Origin of the sequence: Vibrio sp. A1-1 (genome assembly GCF_021728175.1) — a bacterium.
Classification (GTDB): Bacteria; Pseudomonadota; Gammaproteobacteria; order Enterobacterales; family Vibrionaceae; genus Vibrio; species Vibrio diabolicus.
Genome location: NZ_JAKKCL010000004.1, coordinates 70,240 through 93,860, shown reverse-complemented (window position 1 = coordinate 93,860; position 23,621 = coordinate 70,240). Strand labels below are relative to the sequence as shown.

Here is a 23,621-nt window from a genome sequence, read left to right as displayed (position 1 = left end):
CAGCGGCTTTGTTTTTCTTAGAACACAGTTTTCTAGAATACAGCTTTGTTAAAACAGCCTACATTAAAGGTGTGATTCGAATATCTGCGATTTGCGCTTCGTTCTTTTCACCCTCAATACCACCAGCGTAAATGTAGGTTTCATTCGATGTGAGGTAACTCATATTGAAGTGGTCCTTCAGCGCGATCTGATAGGTTTTCCCCTGCTCCAACGCCACTTCAATTGGCGTTGAGTAACGCATACCTTGGTTTTCACCAATATGGCCCATCTGCAAGTAACCTTGACCAACCACTTTACCTGCATCATCCAATACCTCTAACAATTTCACGGTGTTCGTAATGCCAGTATTAAGTTGCCCTAGGTTATTGTTGTACCAAGCATCGAACTGGTAAGTGCCCGTTACAGGAGCTGTAAACGACTCTGCACCCTTTACGATGCCACTGTCTTTGCTCACCGTAACCACTGAGACATTGTCTTTGAGTGGCTGATATTCGCCAGCAAGTTTGATGCGGCTCTCTTCACCGACACAAACTGGTTGGCTTGGGTTAGAACGGAAGCCTTTATCGTTAATGCTTTCAGCCAAATAACAAGCAAAACCTGTTGGCGTATCGGAATAAGATTGAGCAATCACGTTCTTTTGAATCAGCTCGCCATTGCGATACAAGTTCACGTTGTACTTGCTCGTCACGTCAATCGAAACCGAATTATCAACGCTTGTTACCACCAATGTTGGCTCTTGCGGAGAATAAACGCGGCTATCTTCACTCACATACGGTTTCACACCAGAGACTAAAGTAATGCTGCTATCTACATTCACAAGCGCGCCCAGTGTCACGTGGAAATGCCCCTCTTCGTCCATCGTGACATTTTCAACTGGGTAGTAACCTGTTTCATCTTTGCTTACTTCAGGCAAATCAATGGTTACCGAATAGTTATTTCCTTTAAAGGCAAAGTTTTCCAACGTGATTTGTTCAGACTGAGCCAACAAGTTATTGCGCACCCAACTTGTGATAAACGGCTTCACTTCCAACTTACCTGTTTCAGTATGGATGCCGAATAGGGTCTCTACCACCATGTTCAAGTAGCCACCCACAGACCAAAGCTGACGCTGAGAGTTAATCACTGGGCCATCCAAGCTCGGATCTTCGCCATGATCACTATGGATGATGAATGACTTACCAGAAAGCCACTCTAAGTTCTCCATGTTGGATAAGTTGGTTGCCGTACCACGAACCAACGATTGAATCGCATTGTTCGCCGCAGCCACGTTTTGTGTTTGATGCGCGGCGCGCAAGCTGTACGCGGTAACAAATGGCCAAATTGCGCGGTTATGGTACACAGGCACATCCGGTTGTTGAGGGAAGTAAACCGGCACGCCAAACTCACTGTGTGGGTAATTGGCCATGATTTGTTTCGCCTGTGCATCACTTGCCACGCCACTGATGATCGCCAACGCTTCACCCAGCATGTCGTATTTGTCGACCGCGATGTCTTTGCCATTATCAAACAAATAACTTACGTACATACCGCGTTCGGCATTCCAAAACTGCTCGTTGATAGCGGTTTTTAACTGCTCAGCCCAATCGGTGTATTTGACCGCGTTGGTTGAATCGTACTTCTCTGCCAACTTAGCCGCGAGCTGAATTGCACGGTAATGAACCACGTTTGTCGATAACGCTTTGCTGCTACCAATCGCATTGACATCGTTTGGCGTCCACGTTGAGTAAGTTTGCTCACGTCAATCGAGGAATGATTGTTCACCAGTGTATAAACCGGATTTCGCATCAAAAGCCGCCAGGCGATCGGCTTCAAGTGTATTACTGATCGCTTTGTAAGCGCGCTCGGCAAATTGGTTGTACTCTTCCCCATCCAATGCCGAAAGTAAGCGTTCTGCACCAAGCGCCCAAGTCGTGCGGTCGGTACTGATTGGCCAGCTGCCGCCAGTGCCCGTATCTTGCACAATCTGCTCGCCATCGTATTGCTGAGCGGTCGTGTCGCGAAAAGCGGACAATTTGAAATTCAAACCATTTTGCACGCGCGTTGGATTCATCAATGCAAGCGAAAGGTCTGCTGCGTACGCCAAATCACGCGTCCACACGTAATGCCATTTCGCGCCCGTCTCAAAAACTTCCGCTTTGATTGGGTTGTTGTAGTTGTAATTGCCATCTTTGATTTCAGAAACAGCAAGCTGGTCTAGCTCTTTCATCGTCAACGCAAACAACGCGTCAAACGCGACATCACCCGACACCACTCGCGGCCCTGTTTGTTCATTAATCACTAAGCCTTGGTCGAGCGCATCACGCAATTCTGTCGTCGTTGAAATACCAAATTCACGCTGCTTGGCTTTTGGGTCTTTCACCGAGAAAATCACGGTATCACTCGAGTCATCGTAATTGGCGAACAGTTTCACTTCTTTACTCTGATGCCCTTCATGCACCATTGCAGGGTCGAGAATCGCATCAGAGTAGTATTTTTCCGCTTCTTCTTGCGTTGCTTTTGTCACAGTCATTGTCGCGCGACTTTCATCGGCAAAGCTCACAGAAAACTTGTAATACCCTTTGTCTTCAAACGTGATCTCAGAGTTACAATCATCGTTCATACACGCTTCATTCGTGTCTGGTTTTGGCAGGTACTCCTGAGCTTTATCGAACGCCGCGGGCTCCTCAAAATAGGTGTATTGGATCTGCCAACCCGGATCAGCAATCTTGAACTGATTGCTACCTCGAGCGACGCGCAGTACGGTTTCGTACTCGTTATTACCCAAATAGTTTAGCTTGGCATGCTCTGCCGTGCCCCAATCCCCATTTAAACCACGTAAATATAAGTCGGCTGAAATAATTGGTTTGTCGACCTGCACAGGCGCATCAGAGGAATCTGACCCACACCCAGCAAGACCAATACAAGACGCGACAGCAAGCGCAATAAAACTCGGTTTCATGTTCATCCCTTAGATTGTTGTTTTAGAGACAGTCTAAAGAACACCCTTTTGAGGGGAAAATAGGAAGTCAGGAGCGAGCTATAGATAACATCTATACGTCAAACCCCAACAGTGATGTAGATCTATGAAATGCGCATAATTTCAATCAAATGAGATTACAGATTTGTGATTTATAAATGAAATTGTGCAAAATACCCCTCGTTCTTAGAGGGGAAAGAAAATGGACAAATCTCTGCAGCAATTTTTACTGGTTGCACGCTGCCAAAGCATCAGCGCTGCGGCAAGAATGGCAGGGTTAAGCCAGCCAACGGTAACAAGCAATTTAAAGAAGCTGGAAGAGAATCTCGGCGTGACGCTGTTTGAACGTCACCCTAATGGCATGGTGTTGACCGAATACGGGCGCATCCTCTATCGCCATAGCAACGCAATGCAGCATGAATACAACCAAATGATGCAAAGCATTGATGAACGGAAACAGTACCAAGTCGGAAAAATTAAAATGGGTACTGGCGATGCGTGGTGGCCGCTGTTCGTCAAACAAGCACTCAATGAACATCTGACCAAGCAGCCATCGGCATCTACGCACGTCGAATTTGGCAACCACTTAGGCTTGATGGATTCATTAATCAACGAACAGATTGAATTCTTCATCGGCCACGAGATTGTCGGCTTGTCGTCTAAATGCGATGTTACGTTTATTCCGTTATTTCAAACGGTTGATGCCTATTTTGTTTCCCCAAACCATCCACTGCTAGGTAAAACCGTCACCGAAGAGATGCTGCACGAATACCCTGCTCTTTCGGTCACTTATGACGCTAAGAAATTCGCTCACGTCATCGATAACCCAATCCCGAAACAAAATGAACGCGAAAGGCAGCAACTGGATGACAGACCGACTTACGAAGTGGATTCTCTGCTCGCCAGTATTGATGTACTGAAAGAAAGCGTCGCGGTGATGTCTTATACCCGCCATCTGCAACCGTATTTGGAATCTTTTGGCTTACGATGCTTAACCATGGAAAACGAACCAAACCCTGGCACCGTCGGGATTTATCGCCACCGCCGAGAAACCTCGGAATCGCATCTAGATCTGATTGCTGGCATCACTCAGCGCGCTAAACTGCTCAACTAGAAAGTCCAAAAACAGGCGAACTCGTTTCGGTTGATATTGGCGGCTTTGATAAATGACATGCAAATCCGCTTCAGCGCCTTGCGAAAAGGCGCTGAAGTTTTTCATATACCCATCCAAAACCGTTACTAAACGTTGTTGTTTTAGGTCTTGCTGAATATCTAAAATCGATTTCAACGCAATCCCCGCACCGTCCAACGCCCATTGTCGAATCACTTCACCATCATCAGAAAAGCGCTTTGGCGTGACCGTAATCGATTGGTGAGACTCTTCATCTTTAAAGTGCCACGTTTTTAATTCTTCATTGCTGCGCACCATGGCTAAGCAGCGATGATCCGCGAGATCTTGTGGACAGTTTGGGACACCTTGCTTCGCCAAGTAATCAGGTGACACGCACAGCACGCGTTGACTCGACGCCAGCTTGCGCGAGATGAGATTGCTGTCCGCTAACTCGCCGTAACGAATCACCAAATCGAGCCCCGATTCAGCCAAGTTCGATAAATTGTCATTAAGATAAAGATAAGGCGTCACATCCGGATATTGCTCAGAAAAAGCCGACACCATCGGCGAAATAATTTGTTTGCCAATATCTCGTGGAGCTGAAATTTTCAACGTTCCGCGCACTTCCGAAATACCCGTTTGCAGTAAGTTTTCCGTCTCTTTCACGCTATCAATGATGTTCAGACAAGCTTGATGGTACATTGCCCCTGCGTCCGTGAGTGATACGTGGCGTGTGCTTCGGTTGAGCAGCTTTACGCCATAGCGTTCTTCTATCGCTTGCAGCCTTGCCGTTACCGTCGCCGGAGACAAACCTAACTCCCTTCCCGCCGCTGCCAGACCTTGATGTTTAACGATGCTGACAAACAACGTCATATCCGAAAACTTATCCATCTTCGCGCCCTTATTATTTGGAAAAACTGAATAATCAATTCAGATATTACCCAATTATCAAATTAAATCGAATCCATATACTGGCCCTATCGACATTGTTTAGACCCAGAACGTTATGTGACAGGGCAAAGTTAAACGCCGTAACGCTGTACAACGCACGACAACACGCCCTGCCCAGCCAAGAGATAGGAAACAAAAAATGAAACTGTACATTTATGAACATTGCCCCTTTAGCGCCCGCGTCCGTTTTGTTGCAGGCATGCTGAATATTCAGCTCGATGTCATCAACATTGCTTATGACGACGAGAGCACCACCACAAACCTTATCGGCGCAAAACAAGTTCCTCTTTTGATCAAAGACGATGGTGAAGCCATGGCGGAAAGCTTAGACATCATCAACTACTTCCTTGAATTGGCATCTTCTAACGAAAGCAGCCAACCCTCAACACTGGTTTTAGACTGGCAAAAACAAGCGTTTTTACCGCTACAAAAAGTCGGGTATCCGCGTTGGTCAAACATGACGTTACCGGAATTTGCAACAGAAACCGCTAAACAAGCATGGCGTGCAAAAAAGGAAACCGAAGCGTTAAATTTTGAAGCCTTGATTAACGATACGCCAGCGATTGCGAAAGAAGTCGCCGCTTTGATAGAACAAACCAAGCCCTTGCTCAACCTAAGTTCAGAAAAGCAAACGTCACTGGTTGATCAAGCCATTATGTTCTCCATTCTACGCGGTTTTTTCAGTGCGCCCGAAGTGCAATGGGATCCAGCCGTACTTCACTGGATGGCAACCGCTCGTAAAGCGACCAACGTGCCAGTACTTATCTAAGGAGCGCAACATGAAACAAAGACCAAATAAGCTGTTTGAACCAGCTCAACTGAAATCGTTGTCACTACAAAACCGTATTGTCATGGCACCAATGACTCGCGCACGCACCACTCAGCCGGGCAACATCCCGAATGAGATGATGGCAACGTATTATCAACAGCGCGCTTCTGCCGGGCTGATCATTTCCGAAGCCACACAAATTTCGGACGATTCTCAAGGCTATTCGTTCACACCAGGCGTTTACACCGATGCGCAAGTGGCGGGCTGGCAGGGTGTGACCCAAGCGGTCAAATCACAAGGCGCAGCGATGTTTTGTCAGCTATGGCATGTGGGCAGAGTGTCTCACCCAACATTCCAAAATGGTGAACAGCCTATCGCACCATCTGCGCTCGCTCCGGTAGAGACGCAAGTTTGGATTGCAGATGAACAAGGCAACGGCAATATGGTCGATTGTGTTGAGCCACGCGCAATGACACAAGCGGATATCAACCGAGTTGTCGGTGATTTCGCGAACGCAGCCAAACGCGCCATTGAATCGGGTTTTGATGGGGTAGAAATCCACGGCGGGAATGGGTATCTGATCGATCAGTTCTTAAGAACCAACTCGAACCATCGAACAGACAACTACGGCGGTCCACGAGAAAATCGTATCCGTTTTCTTATCGAAGTAGTGGATGCAGTTATCGCCGCTGTTGGTGCGCATCGAGTTGGAGTGAGATTGGCACCATTCATTACGTTTAAAGATATGGACTGCCCAGATATCGTGCCAACAATCTTAGAAGCATCAAAGCAACTACAGGAGCGCGACATTGCCTACTTACACTTGTCCGAGGCCGATTGGGCCGATGCTCCAACGATTCCTGAGGCGTTTCGAGTCGAACTTAGAAAGCGCTTTCGCAACGCTATTATTGTTGCAGGTCGCTACGATCCTCAACGAGCAAACGAAGTATTAGAGAAAGGCTACGCGGATCTTGTCGCATTCGGACGGCCATTCGTAGCAAACCCAGACTTAGTCTCTCGCTTGCAACATCACCATCCGTTGGCAGAACTCGATGGCTCAACGTTGTTTGGCGGAAACGAACGAGGCTACACCGATTACCCTGCTCTGCAACAGAAATGCGCAGAACAGGCCTAACAAAAAAAGCCCCAACCTAGCTGCTACGGTTGGGGCTGTCACCAAACTAAACTTGGTTTTGGCTAGCTTAAGTTGGCTAAGAGTTAAACCACTTCTAACGCGCCGCTGCGCCAAGGTTCGATAACGACTTTGATGTGATCATTTGGCGTCATTAACTGTCTAAACGCATCTTCCACACCATCGATTCCCACTTTGGCAGTGAGCATTTTCTGCCAAGGCAACTTATGTTCGGCAATCGCTTGTAGGCATTGCTCAAACTCGTGTGGTTGGTAGTAGTAAGAGAATCTCAAATCGAGCTCTTTTACCGTCGCGTACGCGTAGTTAACGGTTGCTGGAGTCGTATGAATGCCTGATACAACGATTCGTGCTCGGGCAGGAGCACGGCGCATGAAATCATCAATTAAAGTATGTTTGCCAACACACTCATAAATGACCAAACGTGAATTCATTGCGTACTGTGCCCCGACGGCGATCTCGTCTTCCTTGGTCGGGTTGATCAATCGATTTGCGCCAAACTCGCTGGCAAGTTGCAGTTTCTCTTCCTGGAGATCGACCGCAAGAATATTGCTCACACCGCGTTGTTTGAGCGCTGCAATCACCGCCAGCCCTATAGGACCGCAACCGACAACCAGCGCTGTATCTTCCGTTTCGATTTCACTGCGATTGACCGCATGCAAACCGACCGCCAGCGGCTCGGTTAACGCTGCCGCTTCAGACGGTATTTCGTCGGGCACTGGCAGTAGGAGCGCTTCATCAAGTAGGAAATACTCAGAGTAAGCGCCGTAAGTACCCGGAGTGACACCAACGCCTGCGCCATTTTGGCTGAGCAACATCGGCACAGAAGTGACTCGGCTACCGACAGGCAACGTTTGCTGCGTATCGGCACCGTATTCGACAATTTCCGCACAGAATTCATGTCCCAACATCACTTGAGCGTGCTCACCTACTTCATCAGGCATCAACCCGAGCTGGTAGAATACATCAAACACCTCATCCGCGTGTCGAGTAATGTGTAGGTCGGAGCCACAAATCCCACAGGCGAGACTACGAACCAAGACTTGTCCCGCTGCGGGTTTGGGGATTTCGACTTGCTTCAGGCGGACACTACCATCCTGCATTACGATACTGTTCATCTGTTGCATGGGGTTACTCCGCTAGCTCATCACTCAGGGCAGCAATCGCACCCGGTTTGATATAGCGCGCAGTGAAGCCTTGCGCTTTGGCAGCGGCAACCACCACTTGCTCAATCCAAACTGCATCCATGATGTTGATAAAGTTACCCTCTTCGTCAAAGTTAATGTTCGCACCTTGGATCACCATAAAGCCATCTGCGCCACCCGACTCTTCTGGACAGTGAAAGGTATGAATCGAACCGCCCGGCTCATATAAGTAGCTACCAGCGGTTTGAACTTGGTCTGGATACTCGATGTAGTGCCACGCGCCACTCAGTGTATAGAAATGCACCACACCAGTATGGAAGTGCTTAGGCAGAGTGATACCCGGTTTGAACTTGGCGCGAATCACCCACGTACCATTTTCTGGGTCAAGAAACAGCGGGTAAACATCAACACCCGGTAGCGCGTCTTTAATGATCGACTCTTCATTAGTATTAAGAGTTAATAGGAAATCTTGATGCTGAATAACTTCTGGTAATGACATAACTTACATCCTCACTATTGCTGTAATTTGGCGTGCTCGCCTATTCCATCTATCCCATGAGCGGGTACTTAAAATTCTCGAAACCGTCAGATGCGCTAATGGTGCAGCCGTTGATACAGTTGGCTTTCTCGCTGACAAGAAACGCTACCACGTTGGCAATCTCTTCTGGTTGCGTGAAGTTTTGGCGCATCTGTTCTTTGCGGATGTGGTTCCACAAGCCGATCTCTTCGTATTGCCTTAACATCGGAGTATCGACACGTCCCGGAGCGACGGCACACACACGAATATCCAGAGGCGCTAACTCTAGAGCGGCGCATTTGGTCATCATATCGACTGCGGCTTTACTGACGTTGTAGGTAAACGTCATCTCGGAGGCCATTTGGGCGTAAATGGAAGAGGTATTGAGGATCACGCCCGGTGTCCCTTGCGCTTGGAATTGTCGTCCAGCGGCGAGAATGCCATAGTAAACGCCGTTTTGGTTGACTTTAGAGATAGGCTCAAAGTCGGCGATAGGATCATGTTCAAGCAGAGGTTTCGGTGCGCCGATACCTGCATTGTTGACCATGATGTCAAGTGAGCCAAATTGTTCGACCGCGTACCTCACCATGGCTTCGACTTGTTGGTAATCGGTGACGTCCGCAACAAAGGTTTCCAACTGCTTAGAGCCAAAACTTGCGTACATTTGCAGTGATTGCTCTGAAATATCGACAGCAAGCACTTTGGCTCCTTGCTCTCTTAGCTTTGCAATAATAGCTTGCCCAATTCCACCCGCAGCGCCAGTCACGATGGCAGTTTTATTGATAAGTTCCATACAGCTTCTCATCCATGCGTTGTTGTTATCGAAATGTAACTTAGATCAACTCACTGGCACTCACTTGACCTTTTACGAAGTAAATTTGATATATTGCGATTTACAACCTGTTAACATTTAAAAATCGAGACATGTATATCGTACGAAGTGGCGCTGCCGATAAATTTGATAGCTTGGTTTCAGAATTAGGTCAGAATCCGCAAGAGATAATGGCCGCTGCTGGCCTGTCTGCCGCGCAGTTTCGCGATCCCGATACGTATCTCGCTTATCCAAGATTGGCTGAATTGCTGGAGGAAGCGGCTGCTCGTTGTAAGCAACCGTTGTTTGGTGCGTTACTCGCCGAGCGCCAAAACCTGCAAAGTTTAGGCGATTTGCCGATGCTGGTTTCTCGTGCTGAAACGGTCGGTGATGCATTGGCGCGGGTGAATGATTATCTCTATTTGCATTCGTCAGGCGTTACTCTCAACATGACGCCACAAGATGATTGGGTACGATTGTCGCTCAATATTGATGTGAATAGTGACCGCGGTATTGCGCAGTTGATGCAGCTCAGTGTGTCACACTTAGCCATGTTTATCGCCAGTTTGCTCGATATTGAAGCAAGCCACTTCGCGCTCCATTTGACTCAACACACAACCTTGGAAGTAGAGCAAAGCAAGTTTGCTCAGCAGAACAAACTGCGTTTTGGTGATAAGTTTGACGGTATCCTACTTAAAGCGAGCCTGCTTAACGCTAAGAACCACCAAGATGAAGACGCACTAGAGCGCCATTTTCAGCAGCACCTCAAAGAGCTGCAAACTCGCTATCCCAACAATCTCAGTGACCAAGCGGCCAATATGATTGGTCGTTTGCTATCGACTGGAGAATGCAGCGTGGAGCGTGTCGCCAGAGCATTGGATTTACACCCAAGAATGCTGCAAAGCAAGTTAAAACAACAGGAAACAAGTTATCGACAGTTGTTACAACAAGTACGACAGGATTTTGCCGAGCAGCGTTTAAGTGAAAATATTCAGAGTATTACCGATATCGCATTGCAACTGGGCTATGCAGAACCCGCGGTATTCAGCCGTCACTTTCGCAGTTGGACGGGGAAGTCTCCCAGCCAATGGAGACTGGAGAAAAGAATAAGTTGAACCAGTTTGAGAGCAAAGATTAAAAAGCCGCTGATATTCAGCGGCTTTGAGCGTTTAGTCGATACTATCGAAACGCTAGATCACGTAAGAAAAGTGAAATCGAAGGGAAGAAAATCAACATCACAGAGACCAACAGCAAGATGAACACAAACGGTGGTGTGCCGCGAATCACTTCTACATAAGGGCGTTTAAACACGGCAATCGCGGTGAAAATATCACAACCGAATGGCGGCGTTGCAGAACCTATCGCAGCTTGCAAGGTCACGATGGTGCCGACCAGTACTGGGTCAATGCCAGAGGACTTAATCACAGGTGCAAAGATAGGGATCAAAATCAGCATCACTACGATTGGATCAACGAACATACAACCAATAAAGAACGCAATTGAAATAACGACCAGTAACTCGGTCTGCGAAAGATCATTAATCCCGATCATACCCAACAATTCTTGCGGGATCTGGGCAAATGAGATTACCCAAGAAAAAGCAGCCCCTGCTGCGACTAAGATAAATACCACCGCGGTAACCATGCCCGTAGAAAGCGCGATTTCGCCAAGCTCCTTCCATTTCACTTTACGGAAGATAACCATTTCTAATAACACTGCGTACAACACCGAAACCGACGCCGCTTCGGTAGGGCTAAATACTCCAGCATAAATACCGCCAACAGTAATGATCGGAAAACCAAATGGTAAAACCGCTTTACGTATTGTGGTCCAACGTTCTTTCCAGCTGGCTCGCGGGGCATTTTCTACAGAGCTTTTACCTGCATAAAAATAACAGTAGGCAGAAAACATCAATAAAATCACGATCGCCGGTCCAATACCTGCAATAAACAGCTCAGCAACCGATGTTCCAGACACCACACCATAGATGATCATACCGATACTCGGTGGAATAAGGAGCGCTAAGTCAGAGGCGTTAATAATCAAAGCCAGAGCAAAACTGTCTTTGTAGCCATACTCCAACATTTTCGGTCGCATAATAGAGCCAACAGAAACAACGGTGGCTTGTGTCGACCCCGATACCGCACCAAACATCGCACAGCTAAGCGATGAGGTGATCGCCAGACCGCCACGAACGTGCCCAACAAACGCCATTGCGACATCTAGCAAGCGCGTTGCTGCGACGCCTCGGGTAATAATTTCTGCCGCGAGAATAAACATCGGTACTGCGATCAACGCAGCGGGTTTGATGCCAGCAAGCATTTGCTGGATCATAAAATCTGGCCCCAAGCCAAGAAAAACAATAAATCCCAACATGGTCGCCGCTAATAGCGGTACCAACATCGGAAAGCCAAAAGCCAACAACGTGATCATCGTTGCAACAAGAGCGGTCGTCATAGCGCTTTCTCCTGCTTAGTGGCAGAGCCGACGCCATCTGGTCGAGATGAGCGTGAAAGCTTTGTCAGCGTTATGAAACGTTTGATATGGCGACCACCCACACGCGCGAACTGAACCGTGCTAAAGAAAAGGCCAATCGGTGCGATTAAGTACACCCAACTCAAAGGTACTTGCATTGCAGGAGAAAGACGCCCCATTTGGCTCACCTTGCCAATGTATTGCCACGAATACCAAGTTAGCACCGCCACCAATGCGGAGGTGAGTAAATAAATAATGCCGTTGGCTAAAGTTTGTATACGCTTTGGAAGCATATCGGTAAATGCCGTCATACGGATATGGCGAGATTGGCGGGCAGCATAACTGCAACCAATAAACGTGACGGCGATAATGAGGAAATAATTGAGTTCTTCTGAAAAGTAGATGCTTTGGCTAAAGAGGTAGCGCCCTAACACGTTAGCAATTGAGTTCAACGCAATAAGAAGCACCGAGCCAATGAGCAGTGCCGCCTCCGCTTTCTGTATATATTTATCTAGCCACTGAAAAATCCCTTTCATCCGCGCTGCTCCTGATCAACAAAAATGTTAATGAAACGTTATCTTTTTCATGACAATCAAGTCAATCAGGTGAATAAGAAAGATTTTCTGAACTTGGCGCTTTCGCAGAAAAAATTGGTCAGAGCATACTGCTCAGACCAAAAAGTGAGAGGTTGGAGGGTTTGTATCGAGAATTTCTGCAATCACAGATAACCCATGCTTGATGTAGCCTCGATTAGTCTCTGCTCCCAAACTGATTCGCACGTAAGGCATTGGCTGATTAGTATCGAGAACAAAAGGTTTATACCCCGTGATCTGCACCCCAGAACGCTTAGCCGAAGCGACCAGATCATCACTGCTCCACTGCTCAGGTAACCTCAACCAAATGTGCTGACCATTCGGGTGTGAGCTATAAACATGCCCTTCTAAGGTGGCTTTTGCTATTCGCTGGCGCTTGGCAAATTCATTGACTTGAAATCGAACAAGTCGATTTAATGTACCGTTCTCGATCCACAAATGAGCGACTTCAAACGGTAGCGGGGTCGCAGACCAACTCGTCGCAGCTAAACGGCCAATCGCATGCTGCAAAAAATGACGTGGGACCGTTAAATAGCCCGTACGCATACCTGGCGCTACGACTTTGGTTAAACTGGTGACATAAAAAGCCTGCTCGGGTAACAGTGCGGCGAGAGGTGGGACACGATTGGGCTCTAGTGCCCCATACACGTCATCTTCAATCACGTAGATCTCATACTGCTTCGCAATATTTGCTATCGCCTCTCGGCGCGAAATGTCCATATGCGCACTATTCGGATTGGCCATGCTCGGTGTGCAACACAGCGCCTTGATTGGTTTGTGTTTACATGCCCATTCAAATGCATCCGGAGTGATACCAAACTCATCCATCTCAAGCGGCTGTAACTTAAATCCAAGCATTCTCGAGCGAGAGATCAAGCCATGATCGACTAAGTGCCCACAAGCGACTAAATCACCGTGTTCAACAACGGTGCTTAAAGCCAAGGTCAAGCCATGGCATGCACCATTTGTGAGTAATATTTGATCGGTACCAACGTCTAACCCTTGGCTACTGAGAAATCGCGCTCCGGACTCAATATGATGAGGCTGACCTGTTACTGGCTTTGCTTTACTGATCAAACTGCGATTGTTTGTTTGCCCAGCAATTTCCATTAACGCCTGATTAAAAAGCGTAATGTGGCGATCAGTTACTACCGGATGAGCGATCGACATATCAATTTCATCCGGCGTTTCTTTCATCTCTTGCGTCAGCATGAACTCCGTGTCCGTGCTTTCATCCACAAAGCCTGATTTTACAAACGTACCGTTTCCCACCCAAGACTCGAGCGCACCTTTTTTCTCTGCATAACCATATGCATGACTGACGGTTTGTACGCTCACGCCAATTTGCTCCGCAAACTCACGATGTGTGGGTAGTCGAGTACCGGGTTTTAGGTAACCACTGCGGACACATTCGACAAGATAATTGCCAATGGAGATGTACTTAGCGGTGCCTGGGCGAATGATCGGGTTCAAAGAAATTGTCATGACACAATATTTTAATTGATTCATTTTTAATGCTCATTGTAACTTCAATTTAACAAATGGCGAGTTTTTAGCCATCAAATGCGGTGTAATGCACAAAAATGAGCCACAATTGTAATGATTGACATGAGAAATATAGATTCAACAAACATGTTAAATGGCATCGTTTAATCCAAACCCAGCCGCAGTGGTGAGTTGCAATAGTTTTTAAACGCAGGTCTGGCTGACCTGGTGGAAGGTAGAAATACCTCAACGTCTCCGAAGGCCCATAAGGCGTCGGATTTTTAACAAGGAGAAAATATGAGAGGCGTTGCTTTGCATTTTACACTGGATGAATTCCAGGACCGATTAACAAAAGTTCGGCAGTCGATGGAAGAGCGAGAGCTGGATGTCCTTATCATTCACGATCCCTCTAACATGGCATGGCTGACAGGTTATGACGGTTGGTCTTTTTATGTCCCACAATGTGTCGTTGTAGGATCATCTGGCGAGCCTGTTTGGTTTGGGCGCTGCCAAGATGCCAATGGGGCATACAGAACTGCGTATATGTCGGCAGAAAATATCACCTACTACCCAGACCATTATGTAATGAACCCACCATTGCACCCAATGGATTTTCTGGTAGAAGCGGTACTCGCCCCGCGTCTTTGGGATCGCGGCCGTATCGGTGTGGAAAAAGATAACTATTACTTTAGTGCCACCGCTTACGAGTCACTCACCACGCACTTACCGAATGCTCAACTTCTCGATGCAACCGGGCTAGTCAATTGGTGTCGCGCCGTTAAATCTGATCAAGAACTGGCTTATATGTACCGCGCAGCTCGCATTGTTGAAAATATGCATCGCGTCGCGTTCGATATGATCGAGCCAGGATTGCCTAAACATCACCTTGTCGCCGAGATTAACCGCCAAGCAGTACTTGGGCATGAAGATCACTTTGGCGATTACACCGCGATCGTGCCGCTTTTGCCATCTGGTTCTGATGCTTCTGCACCTCACCTAACGTGGGACGATAGACCTTTCAAAAAAGGCGAAGGTACTTTTTTCGAAATCGCTGGCGCGCATCGCCGTTACCATTGCCCACTCTCTCGCACTATTTTTCTTGGAGAACCGGACGACAAATTCAAACGTGCAGATGAAGCATTAACTTTAGGTCTCGAAGCAGGCTTAGAAGTCGCAAGACCAGGCAATACTTGCGCCGACATCGCCAACGCATTGAACCAAGTCCTCGATAAAGCAGGATTCTCACGTGAAGGCGCCCGATGTGGTTACCCAATTGGTCTGAGCTACCCTCCTGACTGGGGCGAACGAACCATGAGCTTGCGAGACACCGATAAAACCGTATTAAAAGAAGGCATGACATTCCACTTTATGCCGGGGCTATGGTTTGAAGATTGGGGGTTAGAAACCACCGAAAGCATTGTGATCACCCGTGATGGTGCAAAAACACTGTGTGATTTCCCACGCCACTTATTTGTTAAACACTAACTTTTCAAACCGTAAGTTCTGTTGAACTAGGCTTAAGAACAAAAAGGACTCGATATGCAAAAGAGCTCGATCACAGCCACCGTAGACTTTGACCGAGAAGGCGTGCAGCACGGCTTTTTAGCGCTGCCCTATTCCCATGATGACTCCGCTTGGGGAAGCATCATGATACCTATCACCGTGATAAAAAATGGTCACGGGCCAACGGCGCTGCTTACTGGCGGTAATCACGGTGATGAATACGAAGGCATCACCAGCCTGCTAAAATTGGCAAACTCGCTGCAAGCAGAACAAATACAAGGTCGCGTCATTATTGTGCCAATGATGAACTTACCTGCGGTACAAAATGCCTCGCGCACATCGTCTATCGATAAAGGGAATTTAAATCGCAGCTTTCCCGGAAACCCTGTAGGCTCAGTGACCGAAAAAATCGCGGATTACTTTACTCGTTACTTAGTACCCATGTGCGATTTTGCGTTAGACATTCATTCAGGTGGTAAAACGTTAGACATCGTGCCTTTCGCCGCAGCCCATCGCCTCGACAACCTCGATCAAGAAGAAGCATGCATCTTAGGTGCAAAGCTGTTTGGCGCACCTTACACCATGATCTTGCTCGAAATGGACGCCACCAGCCTGTACGACACCGCAGTGGAATCTCAAGGCAAAATTTTCGTCACCACAGAGCTCAGAGGTGGCGGAACCAGCACTCCAGAAACCATCGCTTATGCCGACCGTGGTATTCGTAACTTCTTGCGTTTTTCGGGCAACTTATCAGGTGATTACGAAAAACCAACCCTGCCAACTAGGTTGCTTGATATGCCCGATGCAAGTTGCTACGTGCAAAGCCAGCACAACGGTATCACCGAATACTTATTTGAGCTTGGCGATACCATCAAACAAGACGATGTACTGGCAAGAATCTATTCAACCGAGCGTACAGGGAGCGACCCAATCGAATACAAAGCGCAGCGCAGTGGGATTTTTGCTGCACGTCGTTTCCCTGCCATGGTCAACATTGGTGACACGGTCGCCGTAATTGCCGAAGACTGTGGCGAATTAAACTAACTCTTACTAGGGCGTATTGACCTTTCGCGGTTAAATTTTGTTCGAGGTAAAATCGTTTTAGGCGCGGCGAAGACTATGCAGCCTAGTCATTCTAAGCAAATGGTCTTCAACAAAGCATAAAACGATTTTTGCGGGGGCGCCTAGCTCGAACCCTTCGGGCAGCCTTTGTGGTTCATTTCTACTGCGTTATCGGCTTTTTATGCAGGCCACCCACAAATCGCTGCAAAAATCAGCTCGAAAGGTCAACACGCCCTAAACACGACACAACATCGGGTCTGGTGTATCACCTGCCGTTGGTGAATTGACTCACAAACTGATTAAGGAAGAAATGGATGAATCCGATGAAACACAGCTACCTAACGAGTGCCGTACTGATCGCTGCCAGCTTTGCCACCAGCAATGTTTATGCAGAGACGTGGAAATTCGCTCTAGAAGAAGTCAAAGGCTCGGTGCAAGATGCTTATGCGCAAGAGTTTAAAAAGCGCATCGAAAATGCAACCGATGGCGACGTCACAGTGGAAGTCTATCCATACGGTACATTGGGTCAGTCAGAAGATCTTACCGAGCTTACTGCGAACGGTATTATCCAATTTACCAACGCATCGCCAGGTATTTTTGGTTCATTCGTGCCCGAAATGCAGGTTTTCTCCATCCCTTACCTTTTGTCGCAAGACAATGATGTGAATAAAAAAGTGCTGAGTTCAAGCCCTACTATCTATGACACACTCGGCGGAAAGCTAGAACAGAAAAACCTCAAACTTCTTACTATGTATCCAGAAGGTGAAATGGTGTGGACGACCAACCGTGAGATTCGTTCTCCAAAAGATTTTGATAACTTCAAAATGCGCGTGATGGCATCGCCAATGCTGGTTGAGGCCTATAAATCGTTTGGAGCCGACCCTACGCCTTTACCCTACTCAGAAGTCTATGGTGCTCTGCAACTTAAAATGATCGATGGTCAAGTAAACCCCGTTTTTGCTATCGAAGAAATGAAGTTCTACGAAGTGAACGACTACATGATCTGGGCAGGACAGCAACAATTTACTACGACTGTCATTACCAACAACAGTTGGTTCGAAACCCTCCCACAAGCCCGCCAAGATCAGGTCAATAAAGTCATCGCTGGTATGACTGACTTTATATTTGAAAAACAGGATGAGTTTAACCAAAAACGTCTTGATCAAATTAAGCAAGCCAAACCAGATATGCAGATGATAAAACTCGACAGTGACGAACGTGCAGCATTTAAACAAGCTTCTATGCCAATGCGGGACAAATACATCGAGCTTACAGGCGACAGCGGTAAAGCAGTGCTGAGCTCACTGGAACAAGAGTTCAATCAATAACAGAATCAATAACAGAAAAAGGAGTGGCCTTCGGGCCACCTTATAGCGGTTGACCAGTCATCAACTATTCTGAACTGATTGGTATTTTACAGGGAGACCAATTATGCGCCTCGATCGCTACGACGTAAAAATTTTACAAATACTTCATGACAATGGCCGTATTACCAAATCTCACCTTGCCGAGGCCATTAACCTATCTGTGAGCCCTTGCTGGGAGCGTGTCAAAAAACTGGAAGAAGCAGGCATCATTGAAGGCTATGGGGCAAAAGTAAATACCGATGTTTTGTTCAAACGAACGTCGGTCATGGTTGAAGTTACGCTCAAAGAGCACAGCGCCCAAGCGTTCAAACGTTTCGAGCAACTGGTTCAACACTCACCAGAAGTCACTGATTGTTATGCCACAGGCGGCGGTGTCGATTACATCCTCAAAATTCAGTCGGAAGATATTGATCAATATCAGCGGCTTATCGACAACTGGTTAGAGTCAGAAGTGGGCATTGAGCGCTACTTTACTTACATCGTGACGAAAACAATCAAACGTGATGCAGGCACATTAGAAGTGAACCAAAACGCCTTGTTCTAAAAGGGAAAACACGCTTAAAAGACGACCAGAAAAATCACCATATCTAACGGTGTGGAAAAGAAATTTTTGATGGTTTAAACCTCTGCATCAGAAATTATTTCGGTCACTTCTCCATTACAGTTTAACTATGGACAACGACGCTGGGAGAAGGACTCATGACAGCACTGCACAGCTTACATGCTGAGGAATTAAAAGCCTCGCACGACATGATGGCGATAATGAAAGACGTACGTTTGGTGAGAGGTTTAGCGTACATAAATGGCAAATGGGTAAGTGGTGACCAATTTCATCCGGTGGATAATCCAGCGGATGGTACGGTCATCGGCTACATCACCAAGCTATCTCAGCAACAACTCTATCAAGCGATTGATGAAGCCGACCAAGCCTTTCGTCAATGGCGAAAAATGCAAGCAGAAGAGCGCGCTGAAATTCTCATGCGTTGGCACGATCTGATTTTAGAATCAAAACAAGATCTTGCTCGTTTGATGGTTATGGAGCAAGGCAAAACATTAGGTGATGCTTTGGGTGAAATCGACTACGGCGCATCTTTTGTTCGTTGGTTTGCAGAGGAAGCACGCCGCAGCTATGGCGAAACCATCCCAAGTCATATTCCGAATGCGCAACTATCGACGGTACGCGAACCGATTGGTGTCGCTGCACTGATTACACCATGGAATTTTCCTAATGCAATGGTCACCCGTAAAGCCGCCGCAGCATTAGCGATAGGCTGTCCGGTGCTCATCAAACCTGCCAGTGAAACGCCTTTCTCCGCATTGGCCTTGGCAGAATTAGCAGACCGAGCTGGCTTTCCACCTGGTGTATTTAACGTGATCACTGGCGATGCGGTGATGGTGTCACAAACCTTGTGTCACTCCGATAAAGTCAAAGCGCTCTCGTTCACAGGTTCAACTCGAGTGGGTAAGTTGCTGCTGCGCGACGCGGCACAAACCGTGAAGAAATGCAGTATGGAGCTCGGTGGTAATGCCCCTTTCATCGTGCTGCCAGATATGGATGTCGAGCAAGCAGCCAAAGCCGCCGTCGATGCCAAGTTTCAAACTGCAGGACAAGACTGCTTGGCTGCAAACCGTATCTTCGTCCCTGACGATAAGTACGAAGCGTTTTTGGAAGCGTTTGCCAAAGAAATGAACCACATTGTTTTGGGCAATGGTTTAGATGAAAAAACCACCATGGGGCCGATGATCAATCGCGCTGCGGTGGATAAAGCGCATGATTTGGTGCGTGACGCACTCGACAAAGGCGCGCGATTGGTAGCGGGATACCACCAGCCCGTACCAGGCGAAAACTTCTTCGCGCCGACATTGCTGGCCGATGTCACCCCTGATATGGCGGTGTATCGCGAAGAGAATTTTTGTCCTGTGGCAGGCGTGTTGCCTTACCAAGACTTAGATACCGTGATTGAAATGAGCAACGACACTGAGTACGGCTTAGCTGCCTATGTTTATGGCCACGATATTCACCAAATTTGGCGCTGCATGCGTGGTTTGGAATTTGGCATGGTGAGCGTGAACTCCGTCAAGATGACTGGCCACCCTATCCCATTCGGCGGCGTGAAACAGTCAGGGCTTGGACGAGAAGGCAGTCGCCACGGCTTTGAAGAATACAGTGAAATCAAATACTGCTGCTTAGGCGCTTTACCAACCGTCAGTGGCAGTTAAGGCACGAAATATGGATATCCAATTATTAGAGGAGAAGGATCATGAGCAACAAAACCCAACAACTTTTAGAGATCGACCGTCAGAGAGTATTTCATGCCTCAACCCACCTGAAGCAGTATGCGGCTGGGGAGCTTTCGGGAAGAATTATCTCGAGCGGAAGCGGAATACGCATCACCGATTCAGAAGGCATCGAGCTGATAGACGGCTTTGCCGGGTTGTATTGTGTGAACATTGGCTATGGTAGGACTGAAATGGCCGATGCCATTTATGAACAAGCCAAAGAGCTGGCGTACTACCATACTTACGTCGGTCATACCAACGAAGCACTAGTGACACTGTCAGATCGCATCATCAAAATGGCGCCTGAAGGCATGAGTAAAGTCTACTACGGCATGTCAGGCAGTGATGCGAACGAAACTCAACTTAAATTGGTCTGGTATTACAACAATGCTCGTGGTCTACCAGAGAAGAAAAAAATTATCTCCCGTGATCGCGGCTACCATGGTTCAAGTATCGCTTCGGGTTCAATGACAGGGTTGCCTCTGTTCCACGCACATTTTGATTTACCGCTTGAGCGCATCAAGCACACCATGGCGCCGTATTACTATCGCCGTGAAGACGAGAGCATGTCTGAGCTTGAATTCTCTCAATATTGTGCGGATCAACTCGAAGCGATGATCTTGGAAGAAGGCCCAGAAACGGTAGCAGCGATGATTGCGGAGCCAGTGCTCGGTACTGGCGGTATTGTGCCACCACCAGAAGGGTACTGGCAGGCGATTCGTAAAGTACTCGACAAATACGATGTACTCTTGATTGCGGATGAAGTGGTCTGTGGCTTTGGCCGCCTCGGCTCCGATTTTGGCTCACTGCACTACGACATGAAACCGGATCTCATCACGGTAGCGAAAGGGTTAACCTCAGCGTATCAACCGTTGTCTGGCGTGATCGTCGGTGAACGAGTTTGGAGTGTGCTAGAAAACGGCACCGACCAATGGGGCGCTATCGGACACGGTTATACCTACTCCGGTCACCCAATGGGAGCGGCAGCCGCGAACTGCAACCTCGATATCATTGAACGTGAAGGCTTGGTGCAAAAGGCAGCCGAAGTCGGCGCTTACTTGCAGCAACGCATGGCGGAGACGTTTAACGATCATCCATTGATCGGTGATACTCGTGGCGTTGGCTTGTTGCATGCGTTGGAGTTTTCTTCAGACAAACTCCGCCGAGCACACTTTGATCCAAACTTGAAAGTGGGTCCGCAAATCGCGGCAGCCTGTTTAGAGCAAGGCTTAATCGCTCGTGCCATGCCACATGGTGACATCCTCGGCTTTGCTCCACCGCTTATCGCGAACCGTAATGACATCGACACTATTGTCGACAAAGCGCACCAAGCGGTCAATAAAGTGATGGATAACCTCGTCACGTCTAAACAGTGGCAGCCAAAATAGCCGCGAATTAATCAACTCACAAACCTACCAACGATTACCGCCCCCTCTGACCAAATTAGAGGGGGCGGTCCTAAGAGACGTACTACATGGAAACACAAGCAATCTTTGCCGCAAAGAAAGCGATTAACGGATTAGTCAGTCGCACACCATTACTTCACTCACCACTGTTATCGCAACAATATCAATGTGAGATTTGGTTAAAACTGGAAACACTACAACCTATTGGTGCTTTTAAATTGCGTGGAGCGACTCATGCCATGAACAAACTGAGTGAGGAACAAAAACGACATGGCGTCGTCACTTGCTCTACTGGTAATCACGGCCGTGCCGTGGCTTATGCTGGGCAACGACTAGGAGTCCGCACCGTGATTTGTATGTCCAATTTAGTACCACAAAACAAAGTCGACGCAATTAAAGCACTAGGCGCAGAAGTTCGAATTGTTGGTCAAGCTCAAGACGACGCGGAGCGAGAAGCATTGAGGCTAACGGAAGAAGAGTCGATGACCTATCTCTCACCATTCGAACACCCAGACATCATCGCCGGACAAGGGACCATTGGGCTAGAAATCATTGAAGATCTTCCTGATGTCGACGTCATTTTCGCCGGGTTATCTGGCGGCGGATTGATTGGTGGTATTGGCTTAGCCGCAAAATCAAATAGCAGCAAAGTGAGCGTGTATGGCGTTTCCATGGACAAAGGCGCAGCGATGGTAGAAAGCATTAAAGCAGGAAAACCAGTACAAGTTGAAGAGCACGAATCGTTTGCTGACAGCTTAGGTGGCGGCATAGGTTTAGACAATCGCTATACCTTCAAACTCGTGCAAGAAGTCATGGATAAAGCGTTTTTAGTCAGTGAACACAACATCGCCAAAGGCATGGCAGATATTTTCGATGCAGAAAAATTTGCCGTAGAAGGCGCGGCCGCAGTGGGGCTTGCCGCCATTCACCAGCATCAACTGGACTTACGCGGTAAGAAAGTCGTTTTGGTGCTCAGTGGAAAAAACGTCTCTTCAGACACTTTTGAGACGGCATTAAAAATCGGCCGCCAAGTCAAAGAATAACCGAGGTCGTGCGAATGAAAATCTATAATAAATCTCAGATAGAGCAAGTTACTCAGTTAGATCTTAATGCGTTAGCGGCCGTGGAAAATGGCTTCAAAGCGCTTGGGCAAGGCAACGTCACCATGCCTCCGGTTCTTAGTATGGCAATCGAAGAGCATAACGGCGAAGTGGATGTAAAAACGGCGCATATCAAAGGTAATGAGCGCTTCGCGATAAAAATCAGCCCAGGATTTTTTGATAACCCAAAACTGGGACTACCCAGCCTAAATGGTTTGATGGTGCTCTTTAGCGCGAAAACAGGGCTGGTTGATAGCATATTGTTTGACGAAGGGTATCTAACCGACATTCGTACTGCTCTCGCCGGCGCTATCTCCGCGAAATACCTGTCGAACTCAGAAGCATCCAAAATTACGGTTATTGGCAGTGGGCTTCAAGCAGAACTCCAAGTCGCTGCGATAAAATTAGTTAGGCCAATCTCCCAAGTGAACATCTGGGCAAGAGACAACACAAAATCGCAGGCTTACAAACAACGCATGGAGCAACGATACGATCTATCCGTATCCGTACACTCCTCTATCCAGCAAGCATGCCAAGAAGCCGACATTATTGTCACGACAACACCATCAAAAGAACCTTTGCTGAATTGGCAAGATATCCCATCAGGAGCACACGTGATCGCTATGGGTTCAGACAGCCCTCATAAACGTGAACTTGCCACGTCAGTCATTCTAAATGCTGAGCATCTGGTGGTTGATCGAATTAGTCAGTCAGAGTCGCTTGGCGAGTTACGCAGTGTAGATAAACCGCTCACTCGTAGCCTAGTCGAACTTGGCGACATCATTTGCGGCAAGCACCTCTACTCAAGGCGTGTTGACGATGTTTCGGTATGTGATTTAACAGGGACTGGCGTTCAAGACACCGCAATCGCTGACTATACCGCTCAACAACTCACCAGCATTCAATCCACGATGTAACTTATTCCCTGTGACTTTGGCGG

General features: G+C 47.6%; 19 protein-coding genes and 1 pseudogene. 12 read left to right on the top strand and 8 right to left on the bottom strand.

Annotated features, from left to right (window positions below; all coding sequences use genetic code 11):
- Positions 1-58: 58 nt before the first annotated feature.
- A pseudogene (locus tag L3V30_RS08825) lies at positions 59-2,938 on the bottom strand (Six-hairpin glycosidase-like protein).
- Between the two features lie 220 nt (positions 2,939-3,158).
- Here L3V30_RS08825 and L3V30_RS08820 point away from each other — a divergent pair.
- A complete protein-coding gene (locus tag L3V30_RS08820; protein WP_020841841.1) occupies positions 3,159-4,070 on the top strand; it encodes a LysR family transcriptional regulator in 912 nt (303 codons plus the stop codon).
- Here the strand turns inward: L3V30_RS08820 and L3V30_RS08815 are convergent.
- On the bottom strand, positions 4,023-4,958 hold the full coding sequence (locus tag L3V30_RS08815; RefSeq protein WP_237308742.1) for a LysR family transcriptional regulator: 936 nt from the start codon (positions 4,956-4,958) through the stop codon (positions 4,023-4,025). The genes L3V30_RS08820 and L3V30_RS08815 overlap by 48 nt on opposite strands.
- Positions 4,959-5,157: 199 nt before the next feature.
- On the opposite strand from L3V30_RS08815, the gene grxB reads away from it, so the two are divergent.
- Together grxB and L3V30_RS08805 are read left to right on the top strand one after the other, a co-directional pair.
- Positions 5,158-5,787: a glutaredoxin 2 gene (gene grxB, locus L3V30_RS08810; RefSeq protein WP_065769252.1), complete on the top strand. Its 630-nt coding sequence runs from the start codon at positions 5,158-5,160 to the stop codon at positions 5,785-5,787.
- A 10-nt stretch (positions 5,788-5,797) separates the two neighbouring features.
- A complete protein-coding gene (locus tag L3V30_RS08805) occupies positions 5,798-6,922 on the top strand; it encodes an alkene reductase (RefSeq protein WP_237308741.1) in 1,125 nt (374 codons plus the stop codon).
- Positions 6,923-7,005: 83 nt separating this feature from the next.
- On the opposite strand, the gene L3V30_RS08800 is transcribed toward L3V30_RS08805, so the two are convergent.
- The 3 genes from L3V30_RS08800 to L3V30_RS08790 are packed head-to-tail and all read right to left on the bottom strand — an operon-like array spanning position 7,006 to position 9,392.
- Positions 7,006-8,064 carry a zinc-binding dehydrogenase gene (locus L3V30_RS08800; RefSeq protein ID WP_237308740.1) on the bottom strand — a complete coding sequence of 353 codons (1,059 nt, stop codon included), beginning with the start codon at positions 8,062-8,064 and terminating at the stop codon, positions 7,006-7,008.
- Positions 8,065-8,068: 4 nt separating this feature from the next.
- Positions 8,069-8,581, bottom strand: coding sequence for a 2,4'-dihydroxyacetophenone dioxygenase family protein (locus L3V30_RS08795; RefSeq protein ID WP_237308739.1), 513 nt, complete (start codon positions 8,579-8,581; stop codon positions 8,069-8,071).
- A gap of 49 nt (positions 8,582-8,630) precedes the next feature.
- On the bottom strand, positions 8,631-9,392 hold the full coding sequence (locus L3V30_RS08790; RefSeq protein WP_237308738.1) for an SDR family oxidoreductase: 762 nt from the start codon (positions 9,390-9,392) through the stop codon (positions 8,631-8,633).
- 131 nt (positions 9,393-9,523) lie between these two features.
- Between L3V30_RS08790 and L3V30_RS08785 the strand changes: the two genes are divergently transcribed.
- Positions 9,524-10,525 (top strand): AraC family transcriptional regulator, encoded by a 1,002-nt coding sequence (locus tag L3V30_RS08785; RefSeq protein ID WP_237308737.1) that lies wholly within the window; start codon positions 9,524-9,526, stop codon positions 10,523-10,525.
- Between the two features lie 64 nt (positions 10,526-10,589).
- Here L3V30_RS08785 and L3V30_RS08780 read toward each other — a convergent pair whose 3' ends face one another.
- The 3 genes from L3V30_RS08780 to L3V30_RS08770 all read right to left on the bottom strand — a co-directional run bounded on the left by L3V30_RS08780 (position 10,590) and on the right by L3V30_RS08770 (position 13,987).
- Positions 10,590-11,867 carry a TRAP transporter large permease gene (locus L3V30_RS08780; protein WP_005392736.1) on the bottom strand — a complete coding sequence of 426 codons (1,278 nt, stop codon included), beginning with the start codon at positions 11,865-11,867 and terminating at the stop codon, positions 10,590-10,592.
- Positions 11,864-12,421, bottom strand: coding sequence for a TRAP transporter small permease (locus tag L3V30_RS08775; protein ID WP_237308736.1), 558 nt, complete (start codon positions 12,419-12,421; stop codon positions 11,864-11,866). Before L3V30_RS08775 ends, L3V30_RS08780 begins: the two co-directional genes overlap by 4 nt.
- Before the next feature lie 132 nt (positions 12,422-12,553).
- Positions 12,554-13,987 (bottom strand): PLP-dependent aminotransferase family protein, encoded by a 1,434-nt coding sequence (locus tag L3V30_RS08770; protein ID WP_080936811.1) that lies wholly within the window; start codon positions 13,985-13,987, stop codon positions 12,554-12,556.
- 273 nt (positions 13,988-14,260) lie between these two features.
- Between L3V30_RS08770 and doeA the strand changes: the two genes are divergently transcribed.
- The 8 genes from doeA (at position 14,261) to L3V30_RS08730 (ending at position 23,598) form a co-directional block, all read left to right on the top strand.
- On the top strand, positions 14,261-15,448 hold the full coding sequence (gene doeA / locus L3V30_RS08765; RefSeq protein WP_005392731.1) for an ectoine hydrolase DoeA: 1,188 nt from the start codon (positions 14,261-14,263) through the stop codon (positions 15,446-15,448).
- Positions 15,449-15,502: 54 nt separating this feature from the next.
- Entirely contained in the window at positions 15,503-16,510 is a 1,008-nt protein-coding gene (doeB, locus tag L3V30_RS08760; protein ID WP_006741395.1) for a N(2)-acetyl-L-2,4-diaminobutanoate deacetylase DoeB, read from the top strand.
- A 332-nt stretch (positions 16,511-16,842) separates the two neighbouring features.
- Positions 16,843-17,856 (top strand): TRAP transporter substrate-binding protein DctP, encoded by a 1,014-nt coding sequence (gene dctP, locus L3V30_RS08755; protein ID WP_005392727.1) that lies wholly within the window; start codon positions 16,843-16,845, stop codon positions 17,854-17,856.
- A gap of 103 nt (positions 17,857-17,959) precedes the next feature.
- Positions 17,960-18,439: an Lrp/AsnC family transcriptional regulator gene (locus tag L3V30_RS08750; protein WP_006741393.1), complete on the top strand. Its 480-nt coding sequence runs from the start codon at positions 17,960-17,962 to the stop codon at positions 18,437-18,439.
- A 155-nt stretch (positions 18,440-18,594) separates the two neighbouring features.
- Positions 18,595-20,115: an NAD-dependent succinate-semialdehyde dehydrogenase gene (locus L3V30_RS08745; RefSeq protein WP_237284859.1), complete on the top strand. Its 1,521-nt coding sequence runs from the start codon at positions 18,595-18,597 to the stop codon at positions 20,113-20,115.
- 41 nt (positions 20,116-20,156) lie between these two features.
- Positions 20,157-21,563, top strand: a complete 1,407-nt coding sequence (locus tag L3V30_RS08740) for an aspartate aminotransferase family protein (protein ID WP_237308735.1) — start codon at positions 20,157-20,159, stop codon at positions 21,561-21,563.
- A gap of 86 nt (positions 21,564-21,649) precedes the next feature.
- Positions 21,650-22,624: a hydroxyectoine utilization dehydratase EutB gene (gene eutB / locus L3V30_RS08735; RefSeq protein ID WP_237308734.1), complete on the top strand. Its 975-nt coding sequence runs from the start codon at positions 21,650-21,652 to the stop codon at positions 22,622-22,624.
- 14 nt (positions 22,625-22,638) lie between these two features.
- Positions 22,639-23,598, top strand: coding sequence for a cyclodeaminase (locus tag L3V30_RS08730; RefSeq protein WP_237308733.1), 960 nt, complete (start codon positions 22,639-22,641; stop codon positions 23,596-23,598).
- Positions 23,599-23,621: the final 23 nt, after the last annotated feature.

Excerpts from the sequence above, each read along its gene's own strand:
- L3V30_RS08820 (WP_020841841.1), top strand. The coding sequence starts at position 3,159 with ATGGACAAATCTCTGCAGCAATTTTTACTGGTTGCACGCTGCCAAAGC.
- L3V30_RS08815 (WP_237308742.1), bottom strand. The coding sequence starts at position 4,958 with ATGGATAAGTTTTCGGATATGACGTTGTTTGTCAGCATCGTTAAACAT.
- grxB (WP_065769252.1), top strand. The coding sequence starts at position 5,158 with ATGAAACTGTACATTTATGAACATTGCCCCTTTAGCGCCCGCGTCCGT.
- L3V30_RS08805 (WP_237308741.1), top strand. The coding sequence starts at position 5,798 with ATGAAACAAAGACCAAATAAGCTGTTTGAACCAGCTCAACTGAAATCG.
- L3V30_RS08800 (WP_237308740.1), bottom strand. The coding sequence starts at position 8,064 with ATGCAACAGATGAACAGTATCGTAATGCAGGATGGTAGTGTCCGCCTG.
- L3V30_RS08795 (WP_237308739.1), bottom strand. The coding sequence starts at position 8,581 with ATGTCATTACCAGAAGTTATTCAGCATCAAGATTTCCTATTAACTCTT.
- L3V30_RS08790 (WP_237308738.1), bottom strand. The coding sequence starts at position 9,392 with ATGGAACTTATCAATAAAACTGCCATCGTGACTGGCGCTGCGGGTGGA.
- L3V30_RS08785 (WP_237308737.1), top strand. The coding sequence starts at position 9,524 with ATGTATATCGTACGAAGTGGCGCTGCCGATAAATTTGATAGCTTGGTT.
- L3V30_RS08780 (WP_005392736.1), bottom strand. The coding sequence starts at position 11,867 with ATGACGACCGCTCTTGTTGCAACGATGATCACGTTGTTGGCTTTTGGC.
- L3V30_RS08775 (WP_237308736.1), bottom strand. The coding sequence starts at position 12,421 with ATGAAAGGGATTTTTCAGTGGCTAGATAAATATATACAGAAAGCGGAG.
- L3V30_RS08770 (WP_080936811.1), bottom strand. The coding sequence starts at position 13,987 with ATGAATCAATTAAAATATTGTGTCATGACAATTTCTTTGAACCCGATC.
- doeA (WP_005392731.1), top strand. The coding sequence starts at position 14,261 with ATGAGAGGCGTTGCTTTGCATTTTACACTGGATGAATTCCAGGACCGA.
- doeB (WP_006741395.1), top strand. The coding sequence starts at position 15,503 with ATGCAAAAGAGCTCGATCACAGCCACCGTAGACTTTGACCGAGAAGGC.
- dctP (WP_005392727.1), top strand. The coding sequence starts at position 16,843 with ATGAATCCGATGAAACACAGCTACCTAACGAGTGCCGTACTGATCGCT.
- L3V30_RS08750 (WP_006741393.1), top strand. The coding sequence starts at position 17,960 with ATGCGCCTCGATCGCTACGACGTAAAAATTTTACAAATACTTCATGAC.
- L3V30_RS08745 (WP_237284859.1), top strand. The coding sequence starts at position 18,595 with ATGACAGCACTGCACAGCTTACATGCTGAGGAATTAAAAGCCTCGCAC.
- L3V30_RS08740 (WP_237308735.1), top strand. The coding sequence starts at position 20,157 with ATGAGCAACAAAACCCAACAACTTTTAGAGATCGACCGTCAGAGAGTA.
- eutB (WP_237308734.1), top strand. The coding sequence starts at position 21,650 with ATGGAAACACAAGCAATCTTTGCCGCAAAGAAAGCGATTAACGGATTA.
- L3V30_RS08730 (WP_237308733.1), top strand. The coding sequence starts at position 22,639 with ATGAAAATCTATAATAAATCTCAGATAGAGCAAGTTACTCAGTTAGAT.